This window comes from Hymenobacter sp. PAMC 26628 (assembly GCF_001562275.1).
In the GTDB taxonomy this organism is placed as follows: domain Bacteria; phylum Bacteroidota; class Bacteroidia; order Cytophagales; family Hymenobacteraceae; genus Hymenobacter.
The window spans coordinates 3,138,548-3,163,315 of record NZ_CP014304.1; the positions used below are offsets into that span (position 1 = coordinate 3,138,548).

The window sequence follows — 24,768 nt, forward strand, 5'->3', positions numbered from 1 at the left end:
CCGTTGCTGGCCTACTCCACCGCCGCGCCTTACTGACCCGTCCCGCCTTGGAAATACTGCATGCGGAAGGCTAAAAGGCTGTTTGAGTTAATTTTTTGGGCCTGGAACGGTGCAGAGGAACCACTGATCACGCACAACTGACAACAAAAAGCCCCCGGCACGACCGTTGTTACGGTTGCGCCGGGGGCTTTTTCAGGCTGCGTTGGCTAGCGCTGCTGCGCCGTCAACTGCTTGAGGTGCTTGTAGGTCTTCCTCGACTGGCTGAATTGCTTTTTCACGGCGTCGCGCATTTCGCCCTTGAGGGCTTTGCGGCGCAGCGCCTTTTTATAGGCCCGGATGGCCCAACGCTCACCGAACACGTTGGCGGCCAGGATGGACTTCTCGTCGCGGCCGGTCACGGCGGCTTGGGCGTCCATCAGCTTGCGGTACAGCTTGCCTTTGAGCGTGGTACCGGTTTCGCGCTCGCCGCCCAGCTTGTTAAGGTAGCTGTTCAGGGTGCTGGAAAATTGTTGGCTCTGGGCCACCAGCAGCTCGTAATAGCCGCGCAAGTCGGCCTCTTTGGATTCGGCCACGGCGCGCTTGTAACCTTCGGTGCGGTCGTTGACGAACAGCAGCAGCTGGTCGAGGGCGGCGGCTTTGCGCTTGGCTTTGCCTTTTTTCTTGGGGGCCACCAAGTAAGTCAGGCCCAGCGCCACCAGGGCGCCGCCCACCACTTTCTGGGTAGTGCTGAGAGAATTAAAGCCGCTAACGGTTTTGTCGCTGGCCTCTTTGACAGAAGTAACGGCCTTATCGCTGGCCTCTTTGACAGAAGTAATGGCCTTATTGCTGGCTTCTTTGACGGAAGCCGGCACTTTATCGATTAAATCAGCCACCGGGCCGTCGGTGATGGCGTTCTTGGTTTTGTCGATCAGGTCTTTGGCCTTATCGGCGGGTGCGGAATTCGGGAGATTGTCCATGTTGCGAAGAAAATTTAATTAGAACATTCGCCTATACGGGCCCGCGGCCAAGTCGTTAAGTACAATTTTTAGTGGCCGCCGCTGGGGCCCCAATCTGCCGCGTTCCGTAGGGCCGCTTTCCACTACCTCGGTTGAACACACTAACGCCGCGAGGCCGCGCTCACGGCGTCCACTCCAGCACCGATACGGGCTGGGGGCAGGCCTTCCAGGGTTTCGCCGTCCCCCTGGCCGGTGCGCTGGATGAACAGGTTCAGCACCTTGGTTTGCTTCCAGCGCTCGGTATCGTAGGTGGGTTCCCAGTTGCCGAGGCCGGCGGTGGGGAAGTCCTGCACAGCCCACTGGGGGCGGGCCAGGTCGGGGCAGGTGGCCAGCGAGGCCTTGTCGCCGCGCTCAGCGTCGCGGAACACCACGTAGACCGCCGTTTTGCCGGCCAGGGTGCGCACCAGCACCTGGGGCCGGGCGATGGGGATCTTCTCCGTGCCGCCGCCGCTCAGGCTGAAGGGCGTGGGGTGCGCTGCGACACTTGGCTGACCTGCCAGCGCTTGCCGTCGTGGTACACCAGCTGGTACTGGTACTGCGGCACGGCCCGCCGGGCGCCAGTAGGTGGCAATGTAGGGCCGGCCCTGGGCGTCGCCGCACATCGAAGTTTGGTTAATCAGCTCACTTTTTTGCGGGATGCGAAGGGCGTACTCGGCGGTGGCTTCGGTGATGGGCAGCTGGTAGGCTTCGCCGGTGCTTTTCTGCCGGGTGCGGCCGCCGTCGCGCGAGCGGGCGTAGGCCAGGTCGTGGTTGGTGGCCACGTCGGGCGTTTCGCGCCACACCCACGAAATATGGAACGTGCCCTGCTCGTCGACGGCGGCCTGCCAGTAGGCGTTGCGTTGGCCCTGGCCGTCGATGAGCACGGTGTGCAGGCGCGTCCAGCGCTGGTTTTTCACGTCGTAGCGGTTCATCACCAAGTTGCCGTTGCCCGAGCCGCCCTCGCGGTAAAGGAACGCCAGGTCGCCGCTCGGGAAGCGGTGAAACTCGGGGTCGCTCACCTTGTCTTCCTGCTGGCCGGTCATGGGCAGCATGGGGCCCAGCGCCAGGGCCCCGGGGCGCAGGCCGCGGTTGTAGTGCAGCCGGTTGTTGTGGTGGTCGTAGGCGATGTGCAGGTAGCCAGCGCCGTCCACCATCAGGCTAATGTCGTTGTGGGCGTCTTCGACGTGGCCGCGATAGGCGGTTTTCTGCACCTGCCAGGGGCCCCGGGGCAGCGTGCGCTTGGCCAGCACGAGGTAGCCGGCCGAATCGTAAAAGGCGGTAAACTGCTCGTTTTTAAAGGTCGCCAGCGAGTTTTTGCGGAACACGGCCGTATTCACCGCGTTGCGCGCCCAGCCGTAGCCCACCACGCTGGCGGGCGCCTGGGCCCGCAGGGGCCCCGCCAGCAGCAGAAGTATGGACAGGGCGGCGCTGGCTTTGTATAGCCCGTTCAGCGGCCGGGCGGCTAGGGGAAAGGCGTGGGCCATCAGAAGCAAACAGGCAAATAATTACTCATAAAGAAGCTCTTACAGCTAACTGAACGTCATGCTCATGTGGCGTCCGCGCAGCATGACCGTCTTTTTGGTAAGCGCCTACTCGCGCACGACTACTTGGCGGCACAATAGTAGCCGCCGGGGGCCCCGGGGAGCGGGGGCATTTTCGGGAACCAGGGGCCCTGAATTCGGATTGGGGGCCCTAGGCCTCGGCAGGAGTAGCTGTGGCGGCCGAGCGGTGCGGCCCCCCGCCGATGGTACCAATCCACAGCGTGCCAGCGCGGTCGAGCAGCAGCGGCCAGGTGTAGCTGACGCTCAATCCATCAACTCCGTTGGGGTTGGCCACAAACTGCCGGAGCAGCACCAGCGAATCGGGCAACACGCGCAGCTTCAGCAGGCCCGCGTCGCGGGTGCTGGCCCATAGCACGTCGTGGGGCCGGTCATAAAGCAAAAACATGGACTGGTCGGTGGGTAGTTCGGCGCGGCCGTCGGGCCCGTAGCGGCGCAGGCCCTGGGCCAGCGAGGCCGCCCACACGGTGCCGTAGCGGTCTTCGGCCAGGCTCTCGACGCTGCCCTGCGGCACGCCAGCGGGCCGGGTGCAGGGCACCAGCTGCTCGCGGGCGGTGCCGGGGCGGCGCAACTGCCACAGCCCCTGGTTGATGGTGCCCACCCAGAGGGTGCCGTCGGCGGTTTGAGCCAGGGCCAATACGTCGGTGCCGGCGGTGTGGCTAGGCTGCGCGGGGCTCAGGTAGTTGCGGTAGGTGCGGCGGGCCAGGTCATAGCACGAAAAGCCGTTGCGGGTGCCAATCCAAAGCCGGTCGTGGGCTTCTTCCTTATAGATGGCGTTCACGAAGTTGCTGGCCAACGCGGGCTACCCGGCCAACGCGCCTTGGCGCTGCAAGTTGTGGAACGGCTTCTGGCGCAGGTCTACCTTATTAAGGCCCCCGGCCGAAGCCGCCAGCCACAGCACTTGGTTGCGGTCTTCAAATACCTGGTGCACGCGCTCGGAATTGATGCTGTTCGGGTCGTTGTCGACGGGCAGGAACTGGCTGTAATGGTCGAGGCGCAGCGGCAACTCGGTACCGGTGGCCGCAGCGGCCTCCCACAGGTGCAAGCCGTAGGTGGTGCCCACCCACAGCCGCCCAAACGAATCGAGCAGCACCGATTGAATATCGGCGTAGGGCGTGGGCAAGGCCTTGGCCACCAGGGGCCCCGGGGCACGGCGCTGGGCGCTGGCTACCCACAATACCTGGCGGTCGGTGCCCACCCACAGGTCGCCGCGGCGGTCGAGGTGCAGCGCGCGCACGTTGGGGGCCCCAGCCAGCGCGGCCGCCAGGTCCCCCGCCCCGGCTGGGATGCGCGTGTCGAGGCAGCGCAGGCCGGCGCCCATGGTGCCCACCCACAGGCGACCGTCGGCATCGAGGGCCAGGGCGGCGGCGTGATAGGCTAGCCCCGGCTGAGGCCCCGGCTGCGGCACCCGGCGCAGCGCCACCAGCCGGCGCTGGCCGTCAAAGCGCAGGGCAAACAGGCCGTTGCGCTCGGTACCCACCCACAGCTGGCCACCGGGGCCGGCGGCCAGGGCTACCACGCTGGCCTGGCTCAGCAGGCGGGCCAGGCGGCGGTGCGCGGGGCCGGCGTAGCGCGCGTTGATGGGTTGGAAGCGGTTGTGGTCGGCGTCGTAGAGGCTGAGGCCCGCGCTTTCGGCCCCAGCCCAAAGGCGGCCGTCGGGCCCCACGTGCAGCGCCCGAATGCGGTTGGCGGGCAGGCCAGGGGGTTGTTGGGCAGGGTGTAGGCTTGCAGCTTGCAGCCGTCGTAGCGGTTGATGCCCTTGTTGGTGCCCACCCACAGGAAGCCGGCGTGGTCCTGGGCCACCGCCATGGCGTCGCTGTGCGCCAAGCCCTTGTCCACGGTCAGGTGCTCGAAGCGGAACGCGCTAGGGGCCCCCGGCAACCCCGGGGCCCCAACGGCGCCAGGGCTGCCGGGGCCCCCAGCGCAGCTCGCAGCCACAGGCACAGCACCAGCAAAACCGCGCACCGCGCACCGGAGAAAAAGCGAATCAGTGACATTTCAGTAGTGGAGAAAGCTAAAAAAGTACTACTAAAGTTCTGAGCGAAACCGCCGCATACATGTATAAGCAATTATCAATCAATAACATAATTCAACGCCCCGCCGGGACTAATCCGCCGCCCATTCGCAAAGGAAAGCGTGACCAATTTACCCCCGCCCTTTGCCCAAAAATACCCCCTAGCGCAGTGCCGGGCCCCGGTACTTTTAGGCCAGCCGAGCCCCACGGCCATTCGCCGCCGGGCAGTCCATCGCCTGCAAGGATAATGATTGTTCCGCCAGCGGCTCCCCTGCTCCCACCTGCCCGGGCCCCCGGTCTGCACTTTTCTCACCCGTCCCGGCGCTTGCCGGACCCTTAATTTTTTGTTTATATGCGCGTAAAATGGCTACTCTTTTGGGGGCCCTGGCCCCGCTAACTCCCGCGGCGGCGCTGGCCCGCCGCGCTCCTCACAAAGCGCTGGGCTTGCCGCCGGCCGCGGCCACCAGCCGGGGCCCCGGCGCAATCGTTAGCGTACCCAGGCCCGCCGCGGCTTTGCCCGACCTCACCGTGACCGGCATCGTGGCCGACGAGAAGGGCCAGGGCCTCCCCGGCACCACCATCGTGCTGAAGGGCACAACCGTCGGCGCGACCACCGACGCCGACGGCGAGTTTGCGTTGCGCATCCCCGACGGCACGGCCGCGCCCACGCTCGTGGTGTCGTCCATCGGCTACGTGCGGCAGGAAATTGCGGTGGGCGACCGCACCACGTTCACCATCAAGCTAGTACCTAATACACAAGACCTCAACGAGGTGGTAGTAGTAGGCTACGGCACCCAGAAGCGCGCCGACGTAACGGGCTCGGTGGCCTCGGTGCCCATGGACCGCCTGGAGCGGCTGCCCGTTTCGAACGTGGCGCAAGCCCTGCAAGGGGCCGTGGCGGGCGTCAACATCTCCACCAGTTCGAGCGTGCCGGGAGCGCAGCCGAGCATTCAGGTGCGGAGCGTGCGCTCCATTACGGCTGGCACCGACCCGTACATCATCCTGGACGGGGTGCCGTTTCCGGGCAATTTCAACGACATCAGCCCCACCGACATTGCCTCGATTAAGATTTTGAAGGATGCGTCGTCCACGGCCATTTACGGCACGCGCGGCTCCAATGGGGTTATTTTGGTCACGACCAAGCACGGCAAGTCGGGCAAGGCCCAGATCCGCTACACCGGCTACGGCGGCCCCGAGTACATTGCCCACAAGCTCCAGCTGCTCGACGGCGCCGGCTACACGGCCAAGTATGCCGCCTTCAAAACCCAGATGGGCCTTACCGGCGACCCGGTGCCCAACTACGGCGAGCTGCCCAACTACCAGGCCAGCACCGAAACGGACTGGATTAAAACAATTGGCCAGCAAGGCTTTATCCAAGACCACAACCTGGCCGTGTCGGGCGGCACCGACGACGTGAAGTACTACCTGTCCGGCGACTACTTCAAGCAGCAGGGCGTGCTGCAAGGCTACCAGTTCCGGCGCATCAGCATTCGCTCGAACCTCGACGCCAACCTCACGCCCTGGCTGCGGGTGGGCACGTCGGCTTTCTATTCCAATTCCAACGACGACGCGGGCCGCACCGACCTGAACCTGGCCGTGTCCTCGAGCCCCTACGGCCTGCCCTACAACCCCAACATTGGTGCTCTTCATTTTTGTCCACACCCTCGACCAAAGCGGATACTAGGCCGCAACTTGGGTTAGTTACTGCCGCGGCTCTCGCTTCGTCCCGACGATTACCATTTAGTGACCGTTCAACGACGCGGACTACAAAGTCCACGCTGCATCGTTCAACCGCGCGGACTCGCAGAGCCCGCACTACAGGCCTAGCGCCAGCTGCTGGCCCACGGCCTCCGCCGCCGGCACGAGGTTGGAGAGCGACACGCCCACCAAGCGCACGCCCTGCGGCACGGGCAGCAGCGTCCGCAGCAGGTCGTGGCTGACGGCGGTTAGCTGCTCAGGGCCGGCCACGGGGCCCACTAGGCTACGGCTGCGGGTAATCTGCTGGAAGTCGGCGTATTTCACCTTCAGCGTGGCGGTGCGGCCCAGCAGGCCGGCGCGCTCGCAGTGGGCCCATACCTTGGCAATGCAGGGCCCCAGGCCGGCGGCCAGCTCGTCAAAGTCGCGCCGGTCGTTTTCAAACGTGGTTTCGGCCCCCACGGATTTGCGCGGGCGGTCGGCCACCACGGGGCGGTGGTCTTCGGCGCGGGCAATGGCGTAGTAGTAGCCGCCGGCCTTGCCGAAGTGCTGGCGCAACAGCGCCTCGGGCTGGGCCCGCAGGTCGGCCCCCGTGAAGATGCCCAGCCCGTTGAGCCGCGCCGCCGTGGCCGCCCCGATGCCGTGAAACTGCCCCACCGCCAGCCCCTCCACAAAGCCGGGGCCCTGGTGCGGCCGAATCACGAACTGCCCGTTGGGCTTGCGGTAGTCGGAGGCCAGCTTGGCCAGAAACTTGTTGTAAGAAATGCCCGCCGAGGCCGTCAGCCCGGTTTTTTCCAGGATGCGGGCCCGGATTTCGGCGGCGATGCGCGTGGCCAGCGGCTCGTTTTGCAGGTTTTCGGTCACATCGAGGTAGGCCTCGTCGAGCGAGAGCGGCTCGATCAGCGGCGTGTACTCGGCGAAAATGGCGTGGACTTGCCGCGACACGTCCTTGTACACCTCGAAGCGTGGCGGCACAAATAGTAGCTCCGGGCACTTGCTCCGCGCCACCACCGCCGGCATGGCCGAGCGCACCCCGTACTGCCGGGCCTCGTAGCTGGCGGCCATCACCACGCCCCGCGCGCGGGCCCCGCCCACGGCCACGGGCCGCCCGCGCAAGGCAGGGTCGTCGCGCTGCTCCACGGCGGCGTAAAACGCGTCCATGTCGAGGTGAATGATTTTGCGGGGTTCGGGGGCGGGCATGGGAATGAGAAGCGTAATATCGCAGGCACAGTTCCGGGGCCCCGCTCCTACAGAGTCAGCCGGTACGCGGTGCTGCGCCCGCCGGCGGCTTCTTTTACCAGGATGTTTTGCTCCACCAGAGCTTGAATGTCGCGCACGGCCGTGTCCTGCGAGCACTTGGCAATCGTCGCCCACTTGGAGGAAGTCAGCTTGCCCTCAAAGCCATCCAGCAACCGGTTGAGCAGCTTCAGTTGCCGGGCGTTGAGCGATTTGGCCGCGTGCTGCTCCCAGAACCACGCTTTTTTCAGCACTTTGGCCAACGTCTGTTCCGTGGCGACAAGGGCCCGGCCCAGGCAGCCCAGAAACCATTGCAGCCACCCCGTGATGTCGAGGCCGCCTTTTTGCGCGGCTTCCAACTGGGCGTAGTACGCCGAACGCTCCAGCCGGATTTGTGCCGACAGGCTGTAGAAACGCTGCGCCGTGGCGTCGGCCCGGGCCAACTGCAAATCGGTGATGGCGCGGGCCAGCCGCCCGTTGCCGTCCTCAAACGGGTGAATGATAACGAACCATAAGTGCGCCACGGCCGCTTTGAGCACGGCATCGAGGGCCCCCGGGCCATTAAACCAGGCCAGAAAACGCCTCATTTCCGCGTCCACCACGCCCGCGGCGGGGGCCTCAAAATGCACCCGCTCCCGCCCCGCCACGCCCGATACCACCTGCATGGGGCCCCGGCGGCCGGTACGCCACGCGCCGGTTTCGATGCGCTGCAAGCCGTTGCGGCCGGCCGGAAACAGGGCCGCCTGCCACCCCAGTAGCCGCTCGGCCGTCAGCTCCTGCGCGAACCCTTGCATGGCATCCAGCAGCATTTCCACCACGCCTTCCACCCGCCGCTCGGCCGGTACCAGCCCTCCCGCGTCCAGCCCCAGCCGCCGGGCCAGCGAGGAGCGTACCTGGTCGGCCGGCAGCATTTCCCCCTCAATCTCGCTGGATTTCAGCACGTCCAGCGTCAGCGTCTGGAGCGTGGCCTCGGCTTGCACCGAGAAGCCCAGCGCCTGCATGTGCCCCAGCACCCGGCCCTGCTGGTGCCGCAGGGGCCCCAGCAGCGGCTCCAGTTGCGCGTGGTGCCAGGTGAAGTTGGGCCACTCAGGACGCTGGTAGATGTACATGACTATTCTCCGCAGTTTATGCGGCGAATGTAGGGAGTATTCTCCGCATTTAAGTGGCGTAACCGCTACAACGGGGAGTGTCGGGAGCCGTAACAGGGGTAGTTAGAGCGGTTCCCAAGTCATTGTACATGATATCCGCAATGGTCAAACCAATTTTTGGCATCCTGTTGACTGATGTTACGCACGGAGCAGTACGAGTTGCTGGTACATGGCTTTGAGGCCAACGGTATAGAGTTGGGCTTTGAGGCGAAAATGGCCGATGCCGCCTTTGAGCTTGAGCACTTCGAGCTTGGTGTAAGCCAACACGGCGGCAAAGAAATGGGTGGCCTGCGTGGCCAGGGTTTTGGTGGGCGATTTGCCCATGGAGGCATTCTGTTTGAGCGACTTATGGTATTCTTCCACTTTCCACCGTCTCTGGTAAATCGTGGTCAGTTGGGCCTGGTCCAGGTCGGTGTCGCTGCTGACCAGATACAGCATACCTTGGCTACCGTCTCGGTTTGTGAAGACTTGTCTGGTCACGAGCACCGCCTGCTGGACGGCCCGCAAATAGACGCGCAAGGGCTGCGTATCGGGGAACACCAGCGCCTGCACGGCCTGGAACTGGCCGGCGGCCCGCGCCTCGGCGCTCAGGGCCACGGTGCGGCTGCTTTCGAGGGCAAATACAAAGTGATGGCCCAGGGCCCGCACCAAGGCCATGTTCTCGGCCGAGGCGTACCAGCTGTCGGCCAGCAGGTAGCGGTAGGCCACCTGCTGCTGGGCCACGCGCAGCATCTGTTGCAGGTATTCGTTTTTAGTGAACGGGCTTTGGTAGCTGGTCTGCTGGGTCTTGGGGTGGTAGACCGGCACGGTTTTGCGCACCAGCTCGACGGCGATGGGCAGGGCCAAGTCGCCGGCCTGATAAAGCAGACTCACGAAGTTCAGGCCCTTGACGTAGCGCTGCTGGCTGTGGTCCCAATGGGTGCAAATCAACTCATTGGCATCGGTGTGGGCCTTTTCCAGGACCGAATCGTCCACGATGAGCACGGCGAAGTCCGCCGCCCCGCGTTGGGCTTCGGCCTGGCGAATCAACGGCTTGGCCTGCCGCCAAACCTGCGCTGACCCGCACGGCGTACTGCTCAACCAGCGCGTGATGTGGTCGTGGCTCAGCGCCCCGTCCAGCAGCCGCGACAAGCCCGTGGCCGTCGTCGGACCCGTCGAGCTCAGCAAATAATCCGTGTACAGGTCCAGCGTGCAACTCATCATCAATCGATTAAACGGACAACCTAAGCCAACGACTGCGTAACATCAGCTGTTGACTTATCCACTCGGTTGCCGCTTGGATGGTGGCTTCTAATGCCTCGCGGGTGCGAGCCTGGGCCGTGCGCAGCCAGGTTTTGAGTTTGCTGAAGGCGAGTTCGATGGGATTAAAATCGGGCGAATAGGGCGGCAGATACAGCAGGCGGGCACCCCGTGCGGCGACGATTTCGGCCAACCCGGCCACTTTGTGGGCGGGCAGGTTGTCGAGCACGACCACGTCGGCCGGCACCAGGGTGGGGCCGAGCACGTGGTGAAGATAGGCCGCGAACACGTCGCCGTTGACGGCTCCGCTCACGGCTCCGCTCACCGTCATGGCCGCTTGCAACCCGTTCGGGGTCAGGGCGGCGACCAACGTCACGTTCGGCCCGCCATGCAGCGGCACCCCTTGCCCAACGCGCTGCCCGCCTGCGGCGCGGGCGTAGCGGCGGCAATAGGTGAGATTGGTACTGGTCTCGTCCACAAACTTAAAACACGTAAAATCTTCTTCCTGCACCGCTTCGACAAAAGCCCCGCGCAAGGCCCTCACCCGTTCGGTGTCGCGCTCGGCGGCGTGGAGGCTCTTTTTTTTCGCCGCCAATCCAGCGCTTGCACGGCCCGCCCCAGCGCGGATTGGCTCATGGCCGGCCCGCCGACCGCCGCCAGCCAGACCCGCAGCTCGTCTAAGGTGGCATCCGGGGTTTGGCGCAAGCAGGCCCTTAGTTGGGCCAAGGCCGGACCATCCAGGCGCGGAGCTGGCCCCCGGCCCGGCGGCAATGCTGCCGCGCTGCCATGCGTACGGTGGCGGCGCAAGAGCTTTGCCACAAAGGAGAGCGAAACGCGAAACTGGCCGGCCACCGCCGCTTGCTTTCCCCCAGCCTGGCAGGCTGCCACGACGCGCTCGCGTAAATCAAGCGAATATGCTTTCATGACCGAAACTAAACCAAAACGTGTACAATAACTTGGGAACCGCTCTAAATAGCCTTTTAGCGTAGATTCATCAGCATAGATTCAACCGTTACCTTTCACTTGCCCACCCAAATTGTATCAATCAATACAAAGCCGGTGTGCGCTCGTTTAGCCCTAAAAATGTAGTACTTATCCGTCGAATTAATTATTTCATTTTCAAGAGGCAGAGCTTTCATTACTTTTTGTATTGAGTCCGGCAATTGCACGCTGCTGCTTATAAGCCTGAGTTCATATGTGCAGTCACTAGTCCATTTAATAGTCATTTTAGTGATACCTGTGAATTGACTACTTTCAGTTTGTATTGAGTCACTGCGTGTAATTGTGAGTGGAAAATTCCCTTGCGGCTCCCTGAAATGATAAGCAAATCTTCCTGTTCTAAATCGGTTACATCCTTCTTTTTCCTTTATAGAACTGCAAGCAACAAGTTGCAACATCAGTCCTATTATCGCAACACCAAATAATTTAGTCGCGCAAGCTTTTTTTAAATCCATTATCAAGACACTGACGAAATAACAGCTATTGTAATTTGTTATTTTTTATCGAACAAAACTAACATAATGCCTTTGAGAAGACTACAAACTTACCTGTGAACCGAAGTTGGAAGATGGAAACGTTGACCTCATCCCTGTGCAAACGCTTTGACTTCAACCAGCTACTACAATTCCCAACCCCGCCCGCGGCGGCCGTACCTTTGCGGCCTATGAATCTGTTATCCGCCGAGAATATCTCGAAAAATTACGCCGACCGCTGGCTGTTCCGCGACCTCAACTTTGGCTTGCAACAAGGGCAGCGCGTGGCCTTTGTGGGCATCAACGGCACGGGCAAAACCACGCTGCTGCGCGTGCTGGCCGGCCTCGAAATCCCCGACACCGGGCTGGTGAGCACCCGCAAGGGCATCCGGGTGACCTACCTGGGCCAGCAGCCGGTGTTCGACGAGAGCTTGAGCGTGGAAGAAACCATCTTCGCCAGCCAGAACGACACGCTCAAGGCCATCAAGGAGTACGAGCACGTCATCAACGACGCCAACCACAAGCCCGACGACTTGCAGCGGGTGTTGGAGCGCATGGACGCGCTGAATGCCTGGGACTACGAAGCCCAGGTGCAGCAGATTCTGGGCCGGCTGGGCATATTGGGCGAGCTGCTGACGCGTAACGTGAGCATGCTGAGCGGCGGGCAGCGCAAGCGCGTGGCCCTGGCCCGGGTGCTCATCGAAGAGCCCGACGTGCTGCTGCTCGACGAGCCCACCAACCACCTGGATTTGAGCACGATTGAGTGGCTCGAAAACCGGCTTTCCTCCCCCACCCTCACGCTGCTGATGGTGACCCACGACCGCTACTTCCTCGACAAAGTGGCCAACGAGATTGTGGAGCTCGACAAGGGCACCATGTACCGCTACCAGGGCAACTACGCCTACTTCGTGGAGAAAAAGGCCGACCGCGAGATGCGCGAAGCCACCGAAGTGGAGAAGGCCCGTAACCTGTTCCGCAAGGAGCTGGAGTGGATGCGCCGCATGCCCCAGGCCCGCGGCACCAAACAGAAGGCCCGCATCGACGCCTTCTACGTGACCAAGGAAAAGGCCAGCACCAACCTGAGCAAGCAGCAGATTGAGCTGAGCGTGAAAACGACCCGCCAGGGCGGCAAAATCATCGAGGCCGACCACCTGAACAAGAAGTTCGGCGACAACGTGGTGCTCGACGATTTCAGCTACGTGTTCAAGAAGAAGGACCGGATTGGCCTGGTGGGCCCCAACGGCGCGGGCAAGTCCACGCTGCTGAACATGCTGACCGGCAAGCTCGCGCCCGACTCCGGCACCATCGACGTGGGCACCACCACTGTGTTTGGCTACTACACCCAGACGGAGTTGGAGTTCGACCCCAGCCAGCGGGTAATTGACATCGTGAAGGAAGTGGCCGAGGTGGTGGAGCTGGCCAACGGCGACGTGCTCACGGCCAGCCAGTTCCTGAACCTGTTCCTCTTCCCGCCCGCCCAGCAGTACACGCTGGTGAACAAGCTGAGCGGCGGCGAGAAGCGGCGCCTCCAACTGCTGCGCGTGCTCATCAAGAACCCCAATTTCCTGATTCTCGACGAGCCCACCAACGACCTGGACCTGGCCACGCTCAACATTCTGGAGGATTTCCTGCTGCACTTCGCCGGCTGCCTGCTCATCGTGAGCCACGACCGCTACTTCCTCGACCACCTCGCCGAGCACCTGTTTGTGCTGGAGCCGGGCGGGGCCGTGCTCAACTTCCCCGGCAACTACACCGACTACCGCGACTACCTGGAGGAGCGCGAAACCGAAGCTGCGCTAGAGGCCGAGGAGAAGGCCGCCAAGGCCGCCCGCGCCGCCGCCAAGGGGGCCCCCGCGCCCGTGGCCGCGCCCGCCCCGGCGGCCCCCGCCAAGCGCCGCGCCACCTTCGCCGAGAAGAAAGAGTACGAGCAGCTCGAAGGCATCCTGGCCCAGCTCGAAACCGAGAAGCAGGCCATCACCGCCAACCTAAACGGCGGCAGCGGCACCCCGCAGGAATTCGCCGCCTGGGGCGCCCGCCTCCAAGCCGTGGAGCAGGCGCTGGCCCAGAAAGAGGAACGCTGGCTGGAGCTGGCCGAGTTGGTTTAGGGCCCCGGCGCCGCTTGCCCGCATAGAAAAGGCCGCGCTGAGAGCGCGGCCTTTTTTTGCGTTTGAGGGAAGGTCGTAAGAAGCTGCGCTAGGCATCGTCGCGTAGCGCCGGCAGCAGTGCGAAGGTGCCGTGGGGGCCCGGGGAGAAGGGCCAGATACGCCCTACCGCCTCCACCGGAATGGGGGCGAAGGCGTGAGCAAAGTGCTCTTGCCGCACGGCGGCCCACTCGCGCTCGACGCGTACCCCCGCCGCGGCCAGGGCGTTTTCGTCGATTTCGAGCAGCACCAGGGGGCCCCGGCCGGCGTAGTAGCGGCGGGCGGTTTCAAGCACCTGCTGGCGCTCGGAGGTGTGGATAAAACCCTCGGCCGCCAGGTCGGCGCTGGCGAAGAAGCCGGTGCGCTGGGCCTGCTCCCAGTCGGCGAGGTCGGCGAGGCGATAGAGGAAGTTAGCCAAGGTCTGGGAGCGGTTTGGGGTAGTTGAACGGTCACGCTAAAAACGGTTATGCTGAGCTTGTCGAAGCACCTCCCCCGCTAAGTAACTAATTACTGCTGCGGGAGAGATGCTTCGATAAGCTCAGCATGACCGTTTTTATTCATTCAACGGCTTCTACAGAAGCCGCTTTACGCCTTCCACAGCTCCTGCTGCACCTGCTTGCCCACCGTGAGCATGATGCGTACGGGGTTGGGCACGAGCGTGATGCGGGCTTCCTTGCCGGGGTACTTCTCCGAGTCTACCCACACGCCTTCCTTGGGCGAGGGGGCCGAGCGCGGGTCGCTGGGCAGGTAAGCGGTGGGCAGCAGCACGTCGGTGTCCGATTTCAGGTCGCCGTGCACCTTGTCGAGGGCCTCTTCGAGGTAGTCGCCGTACTCGTCGTTGAAATCGTCTTCCAAATCGTGCAAAGCCTCCTCTACCTCGTCGTAGCGGGCGTCGTCGTAGGTGAGGGTGTGCAGCTCGGCCTTCTTTTCGATGAGGGCCACCAGGGCTTGGTTCAGGTCTTCGGTTTTCATAAAAAGCAGTGAGGTGCGGGCCGCAAAGGTGCTACGAAATCCGTAAATGCGGCCCGGGGCGCCGCGTTGGGGCCCCGGCCGTACTTTTAGCGCCATGAAAACCACCGCGTTGCTTCTGCTAGTGTCGGTCCTGGCCTTGAGCCGCCCCGCTCGCGCCCAAACCGGCTGCCCCGACCCGCAGGCCACCAACTACAACCCCGCCGCCCGCCTCAACGACGGCTCGTGCCAGTACGCCCCCACCGCCGCGGCGCTGCCCGCCAAGGCCCCGCTCGACGCGGCCGTGCCCGAAACCTCGGGCCTCCAGCTGGCCGCCGGGGCCCTGTGGACCTTCAACGACGGGGGCAACCCGCCGGTGCTGTTCCGGGTAGACTCAGCCACCGGCCGCGCCGTGCAGCAAGTGCGCGTCGTCAACTACCCCAACACCGATTGGGAGGACATTGCCGCCGACGCCCGCTACCTGTACCTGGGCGACTTTGGCAACAACTATGGCAACCGGCGCGACCTGCGCCTGCTGCGCGTGCCGCTGGCCGGCCTGGGCCCCGCGGCCGATACGGTGTCGGCCCAGGCCATCAACTTCTACTACCCCGACCAAACGACGTTCGGCGGGGGCCTCAACAACCACGACTACGACTGCGAGGCCGTGTTTTTCCGCAACGACTCGCTGCACCTCTTCACCAAGGACTGGGCCGACCACCGCACCCGCTACTATACCGTGCCGGCCGTGCCCGGCACCCACGCCGCCCACCTCAAGGCCACCTTTAATGTAAACGGCCTGATTACGGCCGCCGACCTCAGCGCCGACGGTACCGCCGCGGCCCTGCTGGGCTACGACGAAACCACCGGGGCCACCTTCGTGTGGCTGCTGTCGGACTTCCCGGGCACGCAGTTTTTCCGGGGCAACAAGCGGCGCATCGAGCTGCCCAGCGCGGCGCTGGTGGGGCAAGTCGAAGGCGTGTGCTTCGCCGGGAGCCGCCGGCTTTTGGTGTCTAATGAGCGGGTGACGGTGGGGCCCCTCACCGTGCCGCAACGGCTGTACGCCCTGAACGTGGGGCGCTGGCTGCCGGCCCCGGCGGTGGTGACGGCCGCGGCCACGATGGGGCCCCGGGCGGGCCTGCGCGTGTACCCGGTGCCCGTCGCCCACACGCTGCGCGTGGAGCGGGCCGGTGCGGGCCCCGGCGCGCTGGCCCTCACGCTGCTCGATTTGCGGGGCCGCGCCGTGGCCACCGGCCAGCTGCCCGCCGGGGCCCCGGCGGGGGCCCTGGACGTGGCCGGGCTGGCCCCGGGGGCCTACGTGCTGCGGGCCCAGGGGGCAGCGGGCGTGGTTTCGCAGAAAATAGTGGTGCGCTAGCGGCGGCCGGCGCACCGGATTGGCGGCGGCCGGTATCTTCGGGGCCCCAACTCCCGTTAAGCCGGGGGCGGCGGGCGCGCCGGTGGCCGCCCGCATTTTTCCGTTCTTACGTTGCCAGGTAATTATTGGCAGGCTTGTAAGCCGCTGACTAACAACCGACAACTAGCAACTGACAACTCGTTTACTCTCTTCCCTCCTATTCTTTCCGTTCGCATGGCCCTCGCCCCCGACATCCAGCAAAAAGTAAACGCCTGGCTCACGCCGGCTTACGACGCCGACACCCAGGCGGCCATCCGCGCCCAGCTCGACGCCGGGCAGGACGATGCCCTCACCGACGCCTTTTACCGGACCCTGGAGTTCGGCACCGGCGGCCTGCGCGGCGTGATGGGCCCCGGCTCGAACCGCATGAACCGCTACACGCTGGGCATGGCCACCCAGGGCCTGTGCAACTACTTGCTGCAGAGCTTCCCAGACCAGGAAATCAAAGTGGCCATTGCCCACGACTCGCGCAACAACAGCCCCGAGTTTGCGCGCATCGCGGCGGGCATCTTCTCGGCCAACGGCATCACGGTGTACTTATTTGACAGCCTGCGGCCCACGCCCGAATTGTCGTTTGCCATCCGCCAGCTGGGCTGCCAGAGCGGCTGCGTCATCACGGCCTCGCACAACCCCAAGGAGTACAACGGCTATAAAGTATACTGGAACGACGGGGCCCAGGTAGTGGCGCCGCACGACGCGAACATTATCAAAGAAGTCAATAAAATCACCGACATCGGCGCGGTAAAATTTGCCGCCGTCGACACGCTCATCCACCTTATCGGCCACGACCTGGACGACCAGTACCTCACCGAGGTGCAAAAGCTGAGCGTGGACCCCGCCGCCATCAAGCGGCAGCACGATTTGAAGATTGTGTACACGCCACTGCACGGCTCGGGCATCACGCTGGTGCCGGGGGCTCTGCAACGCTTTGGCTTCGACAACGTGCACATCGTGCAGGCCCAGGCCACGCCCGACGGTAACTTTCCCACCGTGCAAAGCCCCAACCCGGAGGAAAAATCGGCCATGCAAATGGCCCTGGACCTGGCCAAGGAGCTCGACGCCGACATCGTGCTCGCCACCGACCCCGACGCCGACCGCGTGGGCCTGGGCGTGAAAAACGATAAGGGCGAGTGGGTGCTGCTCAACGGCAACCAGACGGCCGCGCTGCTCACCAACTACTTGCTGGGGGCCCGCCACCGCGCCAAGAAGTTGGCGCCCAACGACTTCATGGTGTACACCATCGTGACGAGCGACATCCTCGGCGACATTGCGCGCCACTACCACGTGAAGAGCTACAACACGCTCACCGGCTTCAAGTACATCGCCGGCCTCATCCGCGACCTGGCGGGCGAGGAGAACTACCTCTGCGGCGGCGAGGAAAGCTACGGCTACCTCATCGGCGATTTTGTGCGCGACAAGGACGCCGTGTCGGCCTGCGCGCTGGCCGCCGAAATGGCCGCCGTGGCTAAAGGCCAGGGCCGCACCCTCTACGAGGAGCTGGCCCAGATGTACGCCCAGTTCGGCCTCTACCAGGAAGACCTGATTTCGCTGACCAAGAAGGGCCAGCGCGGCGCCGAAGAAATCCAGGAGATGATGGCCGGCCTGCGCCAGCGCCCGCCCGCCACCATCGCCGGCCAGCCGGTGGTGGAAATCCGCGACTACCAAACCGGCCAAATCCGCGACCTGCGCACCGGCGTGGCCACCGAAACCGGCATGGAAAGCTCCAACGTGCTCCAGTTCATCCTCGAAGATGGCAGCAAGATTTCGGCCCGCCCCAGCGGCACCGAGCCCAAAATTAAGTTCTACTTCAGCGTGCGCCACCCCCTCAAGTCGGTGGTGGACTTCGAGCTGACCCAGCGCCAGGCCAAGGAGAAAATCCAGGCTATCATCGACGACATGCAGTTGAAATAGCCCCGGGGCCCCACTCCGCCGCCCGGCAGTAAATTTTACGTTTCGGTCCCAAATCTCATCGGTTTGGGACCGTTTTTTTGTGCCCACTGCGTACATTGGGAAGGATTACATTATTCGTCGATTTTTATTCATTATTGCCTGAACACCTTGTACTTATAACCCAAACCTTTATACGATGGCCCGGTATTTTACCTGTTATTTGCACCGGCACGGTGCCACCTATCAGCGGCGTATCTGGTACCTGGCCGGGCTGGGCACGGGCCTGGTTGCGGCGGCCCTTTTTGTGCCCTGGGGCGCGTGGCAACCCCTGCTGGCGGTGGGGGCCCTGGTTCCGTACTGCACCATCCTGCCGCTGCTCGCCAAAACCAAGCAACTGGCCCTGGACCGGCCCCACGGCCAGTTCCGCTACTTCACCACGGTTTTCGGCCTTGCGCTGGGCGCCTGGCAGCCGCTGCCCCGCGTGAGCAAGGTCATCGTGAAGCCCTTCACGCAGGACGAGCCCGCCGTGGCCGCCCCCACCGCCCTGCGCAAGGGCCCGCCCCGGGCGCGGGTAGTGCTGCTCTCGGTGCCCGCGTCTCGCCAGGCCATCATCGCCGGCAAGTTCCGCGCCGACCAGGAGTTCGAAGCGCTGCTCTTCGCCAAAGTGGTGGCCATGTACCTGGACGTGGAAGGCTTCGTGTTTGGGTAAGCCGGCAAGTGGAGCCCTATAAGTTACCCTTTCCGCTCGCGGCTGGTGCCCAATAGTAGCAGAATCAGCAGGAAGAAGGCGGTGGTGCCCAGGCTCCACCACGTAATGGCTGCTACGCCGTGGTAGTAACGCATGGTGGGCGCGTAGTGGCCCACCAGCGTGAAGCCCGAAAACACCAGCCCCGCCACGCACAGCAGCCCCAGGATGGTGCGGCTCACGAGCTGGTCGGCTTTGCGCAGCAGCGTGGTGTAGCCACTCAGCTCCACTTTCACGCGCAGCTCACCCTTGCTGATTTTGCGCACGATTTGGCGCACGTCGGCGGGCAGGGTTTGCAGCAGGGCCAGCAGTTGGGTGCCGGTGTACTCGGCCTCGTTGAGGATGTTTTCGGGCGAGTATTGCTCGCGCACGATGCGGGCCCCGTAGGGCCGCACAAACTCGAAGGTGTTGAAGCTAGGGTGCAGCACCTTGCCGATGCCTTCGAGAATAACCAGGGCCCTAAGGATGAGGAAGATGGCGCCCGGCACCTGCAATTTGTAGTCGTAGATGACGGTTTGGAGGCGGTCGGCGAGGTCGCTCATGCTCATCTCCTTCACGTCGAGCAAAGCGAAATCCTCAATCAGCAAACTCAGGTCGCTCTCAAAGGCGCGCATGTCGGGGATTTCCGCCGTCAGGGCCAGGCGGCGGAAGCTGGCGGCCATGCCGCGCGCATCCTGCCGGGCCATGCCGATGAACACGCCCGCAAAGGCATACTTCTGCTGCTTGGTGAGCTTGCCCACCATGCCGAAGTCGATGAGCACGATGCGGCCGTCGGGCTGCACCAGCACATTGCCCGGGTGCGGGTCGGCGTGGAACACCCCGAACTCAAAAATCTGGGTCAGGTAGATGTCCATGCCCGTTTCGGCCACCTTGGCCGGGCTAAGGCCCCAGGCTTCGAGTTGCGCCCGGTCCGTGATTTTGCAGCCGTCCACGTACTCAATCACCAGCACCTTGGCTGTGCTCAGCTCGCGGTAGGGCCGCGGGATGTAGAAGTTGGTGTAGCCGGCGTAGAGTTTCCGGAACTGCTCCATGGCGCGGGCTTCGGCGGTGTAGTCCAGCTCCTTGCTCATGCTGCGCTCGAAGGCATCCACCACGTCCTGGGGGTTGGCCAGGCCCTGGTTGCGCAAAAAGCCGCCCGTCAGGCGCACCAGCTCGTGCAGCAGGGCCAGGTCGCCGCGCACCTTGTCCTGCACGCCGGGGCGTTGGATTTTCACCACCACGTCCTCGCCCGTGCGCAAGCGCGCCCGGTGCACCTGCCCGATGCTGGCTGAGCCAATCGGCACGTCGTCAAAAGCACTGAATACCTCCTCCAAAGGCCGGCCCAGCTCGTCGGCCACAATCTGGCGGGCCACGGCCACGTCGAAGGGCGGCACGTTGCTTTGCAGCTTCTCAAACTCGTCGATGAGGGCCTCGGGCAGCAAGTCGGCGCGGTTGCTCAGGGCCTGGGCCAGCTTGATGAAGGTGGGCCCCAGCTCCTCAATCACCAGGCGGGCGCGCTCCCAGCGCGTGGTGTCAAACACGGTGCGCTCGGCGCGCTGCCAGCTCACGCGGCGGCTGGCGCCCACCAGCCGGCGCAGGGGCGTGGTCGTCACCACGTCCTCGAAGCCGTACTTGAGCAGCACCTCCCCCACTTCTTTGAGGCGCGTGAGGTTGGAAATCGTATTCTTGAACATGGACCGCGGGTTTGACGGATTATTAGCGGAGGCAACGGCTTTTTTGGGGTTCCGCTCGTTTTTCGGGTTGGGGCGGCAAGCTACGGCGGGGCCCCGGGCTGCCAGCTTTTCGCCAGCTGCCTGGCAGTAGCTACTCGGCCAGGGCCTCTGGTCTCCAATCGGTTCAACAATTGCCAGGCGGCCGGCGGCCCAACGCTGGGGCCCCACAAGCCAAAAAATCCGTTTGCCCACCGGCAAACGGATTTTCTATTTTGCTAACCTAAACGTGGGGCTTACGCCTCAGACGAACCGGCGGACGCGGCGGGCTTTTTGGCTGCGGCGCGGGGCTTGGCGGGGGCTTTGGGGGCCCCGGCCTTGGCGGCGGCCGATTTTTGAGCCGTGCCAGCAGTGGCGCTTACTTGGTCGGCGGCTTTTTTGGTGGCGCCGGCCACTTTGCTGGCCACGCTGCTAGCGGCTTTGGAGGCTCCGGTTTTCTTGGCGGGGGCTTTTTTGGCGGGGGCGGCCGGTGCCTTGCCTTTGGCTTTGAGGCCCACCGAGTCCTTCATACGCTCGGCGAGGCCCTTGAATTGTTTTTCTAGCTCGGTGCGCTTGGTTTCGCTGCTTTTCAGCAGGTCGTCCACAATTTTCTTGCCTTCCTGCTCGCTGAGTTTGCTGTCTTTCACCAGGGAGTCGATGGTGCTTTGCACTTTCTTGTTGCCTTGGGCCAGGTAGCCCACCCCGGCATTAATGAACTTTTTGAACAGGTCTTCCATGACGAAAAAAGGGTTGAAGTGGAAAAAGAGAAGAATTGGTGGCCCGGGTGCGCCCGCAGCTGGTGGGGCCCCGGAGCAGTTTACGAATATTTCAGCAAATGGCGGGCCGGGGCCCTAAGGCTTGCGCCCGAGCTTGTTGTTCCGGTAGCCCCTGATGGCCAGCGGAATCCAGCCCAGCAGTGGAATGAAGTAGGCCAGCACGAGGGGGTTGCGCCACAGCATTCGCCAGAACGCGCCGGGCGCGTCGAGGCGCATCTTGAAGTTCCGCTCGCCGTTCGTCACAAAGCGGCGCTCGAACTCAGCAAACGCCGCGGGCCAGGCAAAGGGCAAAAAGAACGGGAAGAAGCGGCGGTTTTCTTTCATGCGCTGCCACAGCTCGCGCCATTGGTAGGGGTGCTGGCCGTGGGCGGCCACGGCGGCGTCGAGCTCGGCCTGCATGCGGCCGCGCACCTGCTCGCCCAGGGCCTCGTACTCGGGGCGCGTCAGCTCGGCAGGGGCCTTGGCGGTGAGGTCGGTGGGCCGGATGCGGGTGCCCATCACGAAGGTGAGCTTGGCCGGCAGGGCCAGGTAAAACGCCCAGGGCTGCACCAGCACCAGCAGCAGCAGCACGGTGAGGGGCAGGAACGGGATGCCGATTTTCTTCACCAGCCGGTCGATCCAGCCCACGGTATAGGCGTAGGGGTTGAGGTACTCGGCGTTGACGGTGTAGAAGGGCACGATGTCGGTGCCGTGCTCCAGGGCCAGGCGGATCATGCTGGTGGCCAGGCGCTGCAGCTCGTACTTGTGGTTGAAGCCCTTGCCGATGCCGGGCACGCCCTCGGGGTACACCATCAGGTTGTGGTCCTGGTAGTACATCATGGTTTCGAAGTTGCGCGTGGTGGCGTCCACGCTGCCGCACTTCTTCCAAAAATCGCGCACCAGGTAGGGGTTCATCAGCGTGGTGGCCGAGAGCAGCGGGGCCGAGAGCGGCCGGGGCAGGTCGTGCAGGTGGCCGTGGCGCTGCTGCAAGTGGCGCCACAGGTGCGAGAGGGCCACGATGGCGTCCCAAGGAAAGGCCATGCCCGAGTGGTTCGAGGCAAAAATCAGCGGCCGGTCGGGGTTGTTGCGCTGCGGGTAGTCCTCGAAGCCCACTAGCTTGGAGCGGAACCACACCCGGTCGAGGAGCTGCAGAATGTTCTCGTCCAGCGTTTGGGTAAACTCTTCCTTAAAGTAGTCGTTGTAGATATGCTGGTTGGCCGCTAAGTCGGGCGGGAGCGGCGCAGAAGCAACAATTGGGCGGAGCATGGGCGGCGGGCGGGCGGGGCCGGGAAGGTACCGAGTTTTGGGGAATCGGGTTTTAAGGAGCGGGGTTTGGCGAGTGAGAAACGGGGAGCGAGTTTTGGCAAACGGCTATTCATATTAAGTAATTATTAACTAAATATTTTTCACTATACACTCATAAGCGCCTGATTTTCTTGGGGTTCCTTTTCATCCTTTCCTGTTTACCCCGTGAAAGCACCCTTACTTACCGCGGCAGCTTTGCTGCTCGGCAGCGCAGCGCGCGCCCAAACATCTCCATTGTTCGTGCTCAGTGCAGAGCCGACCAATGCCTCTGTAGAGGAAACGCTGTTCCCACAATTAGACGCGCAACGCCACCTCGACATACGCACGGCGCGTACTGGCCAAGCCGCCGTGCGCCTCGCCGCACAGCCAGTGCCCGCTACGCTCGCCTCCCGCCTCGTGCCCGTGCGGCAGGGCCAAGTGCTGGACCTGACGGTATACGCCCACTACGCCAGCACTGCGCCACACAAATGGCTGGTGCCCGCCGCCGAAGCGTTGGCTGCCGGATTGGTATTAAGCGCCGTACCTGCCGTCCACACCACTCCTGGTGACCGGCCAGTGGCCAATAACCGCCGACTTCTACCAATAGCAGGGGTAGGTTTGGCACTAGCGGCCCCGCGCTGGCTACGGCCGGCCCAGCCCGGCCAGCCGCTGGCTTACGTGCAATAAAACTTGTACGACGCGGCCGGTGCGTGCGTGGGCAGCGCCCGGCAACTCGTCACCGTGGCCGCCCGCGACGGGTGGCAGCCGTTGCACCTGAGCATGGTCGCGCCAAGCGACAGGTTTGTACAGGTCACGCTGGGCAACGCCAGCCGCGCCAGTGTGTGGTTCGACGACCTGCAGGCCGAATTCAGCGAGGGCCTTGCCCTTGCCGCAACGGACTCGCTGCAACAACTACCGGCTCCAACCATTCTGGCAGCGGTGGGGGAATCAGCGACCTTGCCTGAAAGGCTTGACCTCAAGCAACCCGACGACGAGGCACTACCGGCGCGACACCGGCAGAGAACCACTTCGTTGCCCGTAGCGGTCCAACCCGCCCGCACGCCGGTTGAACGCCCGTCCCAGTCCGAAGCGGCGGAACCCGCAGAACTGCACCTCGTCGCCTCCCCCACCGGTTACTTTCTGTTCAAACTCACAGGTTTTGAACCCATTACAACGAAAACTGGGGACACGGCACCACAGGATTCCCGTCCTAAGCCCAAGCAACCACCGCTTGCCGGCATGATTCTAAACGGCGACGGCGACGGCACCGAACTAGAAGAACCCGGGGACGGCGGCGGGGACGGCGGCGGGGACGGCGGCGGGGACGGCGGCGGGGACGGCGGCGGGGACGGCGGCGGGGACGGCGGCGGGGACGGCGGCGGGGACGGCGGCGGGGACGGCGGCGGGGACGGCGGCGGGGACGGCGGCGGGGACGGCGGCGGGGACGGCGGCGGGGACGGCGGCGGGGACGGCGGCGGGGATAGTGGCGGGGATAGTGGCGGCAACGATTTACCTATGGGTGAGTACCCGCCTAACCCAGCCAATGGGCAGACCTATAGCCACACAGATAGCACAGGTAACACTTCCACTTGGATATACGGGTCAGATAAAGGATGGGCGATAATCAATGAAGTAGAAGTAATAAGCAGCGCTAGTAGCCTTTCTTTTACTAATCAGGGCCTACAGTTTTTGTACGGTGAGCCTGGTGACCAAAATAGCCTAGGCATGTTTTTGGGTAACGAAATCAATATTTGGGGTCAGGGTGTAGTAAATGCCCTCAAATTTGATGCGGCTACGCTGGCACCGGAGTTAAGAGTTGTCTTATCCACAATGGGTAGACGCTTGGGGTACGCAGGGGCAGTGGCCTCTTTTGTAGCAGCCTATAATAGTTACCATACGAATGGCAGCGTCAACTTCTCCACAATGGAAAATATCGGTATGGCCTTATTGACGCTAGCCTCTATTCCGGCAGCGGGGTGGCTAGCAGTAGCTCTGGCAGTAATAGCTTTAGCTTGGGGCTTAGCCAGCAGCCTGGGTTACACTCAGCAAGTATATGATTGGTTTTCTTCGCTATAACCTTATGGGATGGTATCTAATGGATACCGGCCCAATTTTTTCGACCTATGATTTACGCTCTTAATTATTTGAGTCGGTGCTTTTATCAACTCACTGCTGTCGAAAAGCCAGATCGCACTGGCACCAGCCGCACTTTGCTGTCTTTGTTTCTTCTATTTTTATTACTAGATGTATATACATTAGCCTCTCTCATACTAGATAAGCAGCCGCATTTTGTACCAGCAGCGTTGTGCTGTTTTGTGTTGGCACAGCTTGCGGTGCGAACATATGCTCGTCACCCTGTTTATCAGCAGCAATTAGCTACCTATACTGAGTTCGAGTCCAAGCGCCTACGTTTAGCGCTAACGGGAGCAGGGGCACTATTAGCAGTATGCTTTATGCCCTTTCTGTTGATGCATTATTTATCCTAGATGCTATTTGGGTTGCCAAAATTAGTCCTGATTCGCTGGCACTCGCTGGCCGAGTTAGCTTTCCTGCGGTAGCATTTAATTAT

Annotated in this window: 22 protein-coding genes; 8 read left to right on the plus strand and 14 right to left on the minus strand. The window is 63.2% G+C overall.

The annotated features are described in order from the left end of the window. Window positions 1–206 precede the first annotated feature (206 nt). From AXW84_RS24020 to AXW84_RS13700, 4 genes are all read right to left on the minus strand, one after another. Window positions 207–956 carry a PA2169 family four-helix-bundle protein gene (locus AXW84_RS24020; protein WP_068234203.1) on the minus strand — a complete coding sequence of 250 codons (750 nt, stop codon included), beginning with the start codon at window positions 954–956 and terminating at the stop codon, window positions 207–209. Between the two features lie 140 nt (window positions 957–1,096). Further along, window positions 1,097–2,458, minus strand: a complete 1,362-nt coding sequence (locus tag AXW84_RS13690; RefSeq protein ID WP_071891324.1) for a BNR repeat-containing protein — start codon at window positions 2,456–2,458, stop codon at window positions 1,097–1,099. Window positions 2,459–2,666: 208 nt separating this feature from the next. Then, on the minus strand, window positions 2,667–3,314 hold the full coding sequence (locus AXW84_RS13695; RefSeq protein ID WP_162268267.1) for a ligand-binding sensor domain-containing protein: 648 nt from the start codon (window positions 3,312–3,314) through the stop codon (window positions 2,667–2,669). Window positions 3,315–3,335: 21 nt separating this feature from the next. Continuing rightward, entirely contained in the window at window positions 3,336–4,310 is a 975-nt protein-coding gene (locus AXW84_RS13700; protein WP_071891327.1) for a ligand-binding sensor domain-containing protein, read from the minus strand. 600 nt (window positions 4,311–4,910) lie between these two features. On the opposite strand from AXW84_RS13700, the gene AXW84_RS13705 reads away from it, so the two are divergent. Then, window positions 4,911–6,248, plus strand: a complete 1,338-nt coding sequence (locus tag AXW84_RS13705) for a SusC/RagA family TonB-linked outer membrane protein (RefSeq protein WP_082773893.1) — start codon at window positions 4,911–4,913, stop codon at window positions 6,246–6,248. Window positions 6,249–6,362: 114 nt separating this feature from the next. Here the strand turns inward: AXW84_RS13705 and dinB are convergent, their stop codons facing one another. The 5 genes from dinB to AXW84_RS24990 form a co-directional block, all read right to left on the minus strand. Continuing rightward, the gene (dinB, locus tag AXW84_RS13710) at window positions 6,363–7,442 is read right to left on the minus strand and encodes a DNA polymerase IV (RefSeq protein WP_068234215.1); all 1,080 of its coding nucleotides are present in this window, start codon (window positions 7,440–7,442) and stop codon (window positions 6,363–6,365) included. A gap of 47 nt (window positions 7,443–7,489) precedes the next feature. Next, a complete protein-coding gene (locus tag AXW84_RS13715; RefSeq protein ID WP_068234217.1) occupies window positions 7,490–8,587 on the minus strand; it encodes a Fic family protein in 1,098 nt (365 codons plus the stop codon). Window positions 8,588–8,764: 177 nt separating this feature from the next. Further along, the gene (locus AXW84_RS13720) at window positions 8,765–9,829 is read right to left on the minus strand and encodes an IS701 family transposase (protein WP_068230147.1); all 1,065 of its coding nucleotides are present in this window, start codon (window positions 9,827–9,829) and stop codon (window positions 8,765–8,767) included. Between the two features lie 7 nt (window positions 9,830–9,836). After that, window positions 9,837–10,460, minus strand: a complete 624-nt coding sequence (locus AXW84_RS13725; RefSeq protein ID WP_157887017.1) for an IS630 family transposase — start codon at window positions 10,458–10,460, stop codon at window positions 9,837–9,839. Between the two features lie 424 nt (window positions 10,461–10,884). Further along, entirely contained in the window at window positions 10,885–11,319 is a 435-nt protein-coding gene (locus AXW84_RS24990) for a hypothetical protein (protein ID WP_157887018.1), read from the minus strand. Between the two features lie 209 nt (window positions 11,320–11,528). Here AXW84_RS24990 and AXW84_RS13735 point away from each other — a divergent pair, with 209 nt between their 5' ends. Beyond that, entirely contained in the window at window positions 11,529–13,442 is a 1,914-nt protein-coding gene (locus AXW84_RS13735) for an ABC-F family ATP-binding cassette domain-containing protein (RefSeq protein WP_068234226.1), read from the plus strand. 88 nt (window positions 13,443–13,530) lie between these two features. Here the strand turns inward: AXW84_RS13735 and AXW84_RS13740 are convergent, their stop codons facing one another. Together AXW84_RS13740 and AXW84_RS13745 are read right to left on the minus strand one after the other, a co-directional pair. Continuing rightward, complete coding sequence (locus tag AXW84_RS13740) at window positions 13,531–13,896, minus strand: DUF952 domain-containing protein (RefSeq protein WP_068234229.1); 366 nt, start codon at window positions 13,894–13,896, stop codon at window positions 13,531–13,533. A gap of 167 nt (window positions 13,897–14,063) precedes the next feature. Continuing rightward, on the minus strand, window positions 14,064–14,450 hold the full coding sequence (locus AXW84_RS13745) for a hypothetical protein (protein WP_068239418.1): 387 nt from the start codon (window positions 14,448–14,450) through the stop codon (window positions 14,064–14,066). Between the two features lie 94 nt (window positions 14,451–14,544). On the opposite strand from AXW84_RS13745, the gene AXW84_RS13750 reads away from it, so the two are divergent. The 3 genes from AXW84_RS13750 (at window position 14,545) to AXW84_RS13760 (ending at window position 18,436) form a co-directional block, all read left to right on the plus strand. Continuing rightward, entirely contained in the window at window positions 14,545–15,798 is a 1,254-nt protein-coding gene (locus AXW84_RS13750; protein ID WP_068234232.1) for a T9SS type A sorting domain-containing protein, read from the plus strand. A gap of 213 nt (window positions 15,799–16,011) precedes the next feature. Further along, a complete protein-coding gene (locus AXW84_RS13755) occupies window positions 16,012–17,748 on the plus strand; it encodes a phospho-sugar mutase (protein WP_068234235.1) in 1,737 nt (578 codons plus the stop codon). 175 nt (window positions 17,749–17,923) lie between these two features. Continuing rightward, complete coding sequence (locus tag AXW84_RS13760; protein WP_157887019.1) at window positions 17,924–18,436, plus strand: hypothetical protein; 513 nt, start codon at window positions 17,924–17,926, stop codon at window positions 18,434–18,436. A gap of 23 nt (window positions 18,437–18,459) precedes the next feature. Here the strand turns inward: AXW84_RS13760 and AXW84_RS13765 are convergent, their stop codons facing one another. From AXW84_RS13765 to AXW84_RS13775, 3 genes are all read right to left on the minus strand, one after another. Continuing rightward, the gene (locus AXW84_RS13765; protein WP_068234240.1) at window positions 18,460–20,145 is read right to left on the minus strand and encodes an ABC1 kinase family protein; all 1,686 of its coding nucleotides are present in this window, start codon (window positions 20,143–20,145) and stop codon (window positions 18,460–18,462) included. A gap of 272 nt (window positions 20,146–20,417) precedes the next feature. Further along, the gene (locus tag AXW84_RS13770; protein ID WP_068234242.1) at window positions 20,418–20,897 is read right to left on the minus strand and encodes a phasin family protein; all 480 of its coding nucleotides are present in this window, start codon (window positions 20,895–20,897) and stop codon (window positions 20,418–20,420) included. A 114-nt stretch (window positions 20,898–21,011) separates the two neighbouring features. Then, window positions 21,012–22,181 carry a hypothetical protein gene (locus tag AXW84_RS13775; protein WP_068234244.1) on the minus strand — a complete coding sequence of 390 codons (1,170 nt, stop codon included), beginning with the start codon at window positions 22,179–22,181 and terminating at the stop codon, window positions 21,012–21,014. Between the two features lie 204 nt (window positions 22,182–22,385). Between AXW84_RS13775 and AXW84_RS24995 the strand changes: the two genes are divergently transcribed. From AXW84_RS24995 to AXW84_RS25000, 3 genes are all read left to right on the plus strand, one after another. Continuing rightward, window positions 22,386–22,886 carry a hypothetical protein gene (locus tag AXW84_RS24995; RefSeq protein WP_157887020.1) on the plus strand — a complete coding sequence of 167 codons (501 nt, stop codon included), beginning with the start codon at window positions 22,386–22,388 and terminating at the stop codon, window positions 22,884–22,886. A gap of 93 nt (window positions 22,887–22,979) precedes the next feature. Beyond that, window positions 22,980–24,275, plus strand: coding sequence for a hypothetical protein (locus AXW84_RS25385; protein ID WP_162268268.1), 1,296 nt, complete (start codon window positions 22,980–22,982; stop codon window positions 24,273–24,275). A gap of 47 nt (window positions 24,276–24,322) precedes the next feature. Beyond that, window positions 24,323–24,685, plus strand: a complete 363-nt coding sequence (locus AXW84_RS25000) for a hypothetical protein (RefSeq protein WP_157887021.1) — start codon at window positions 24,323–24,325, stop codon at window positions 24,683–24,685. Window positions 24,686–24,768 lie beyond the last annotated feature (83 nt).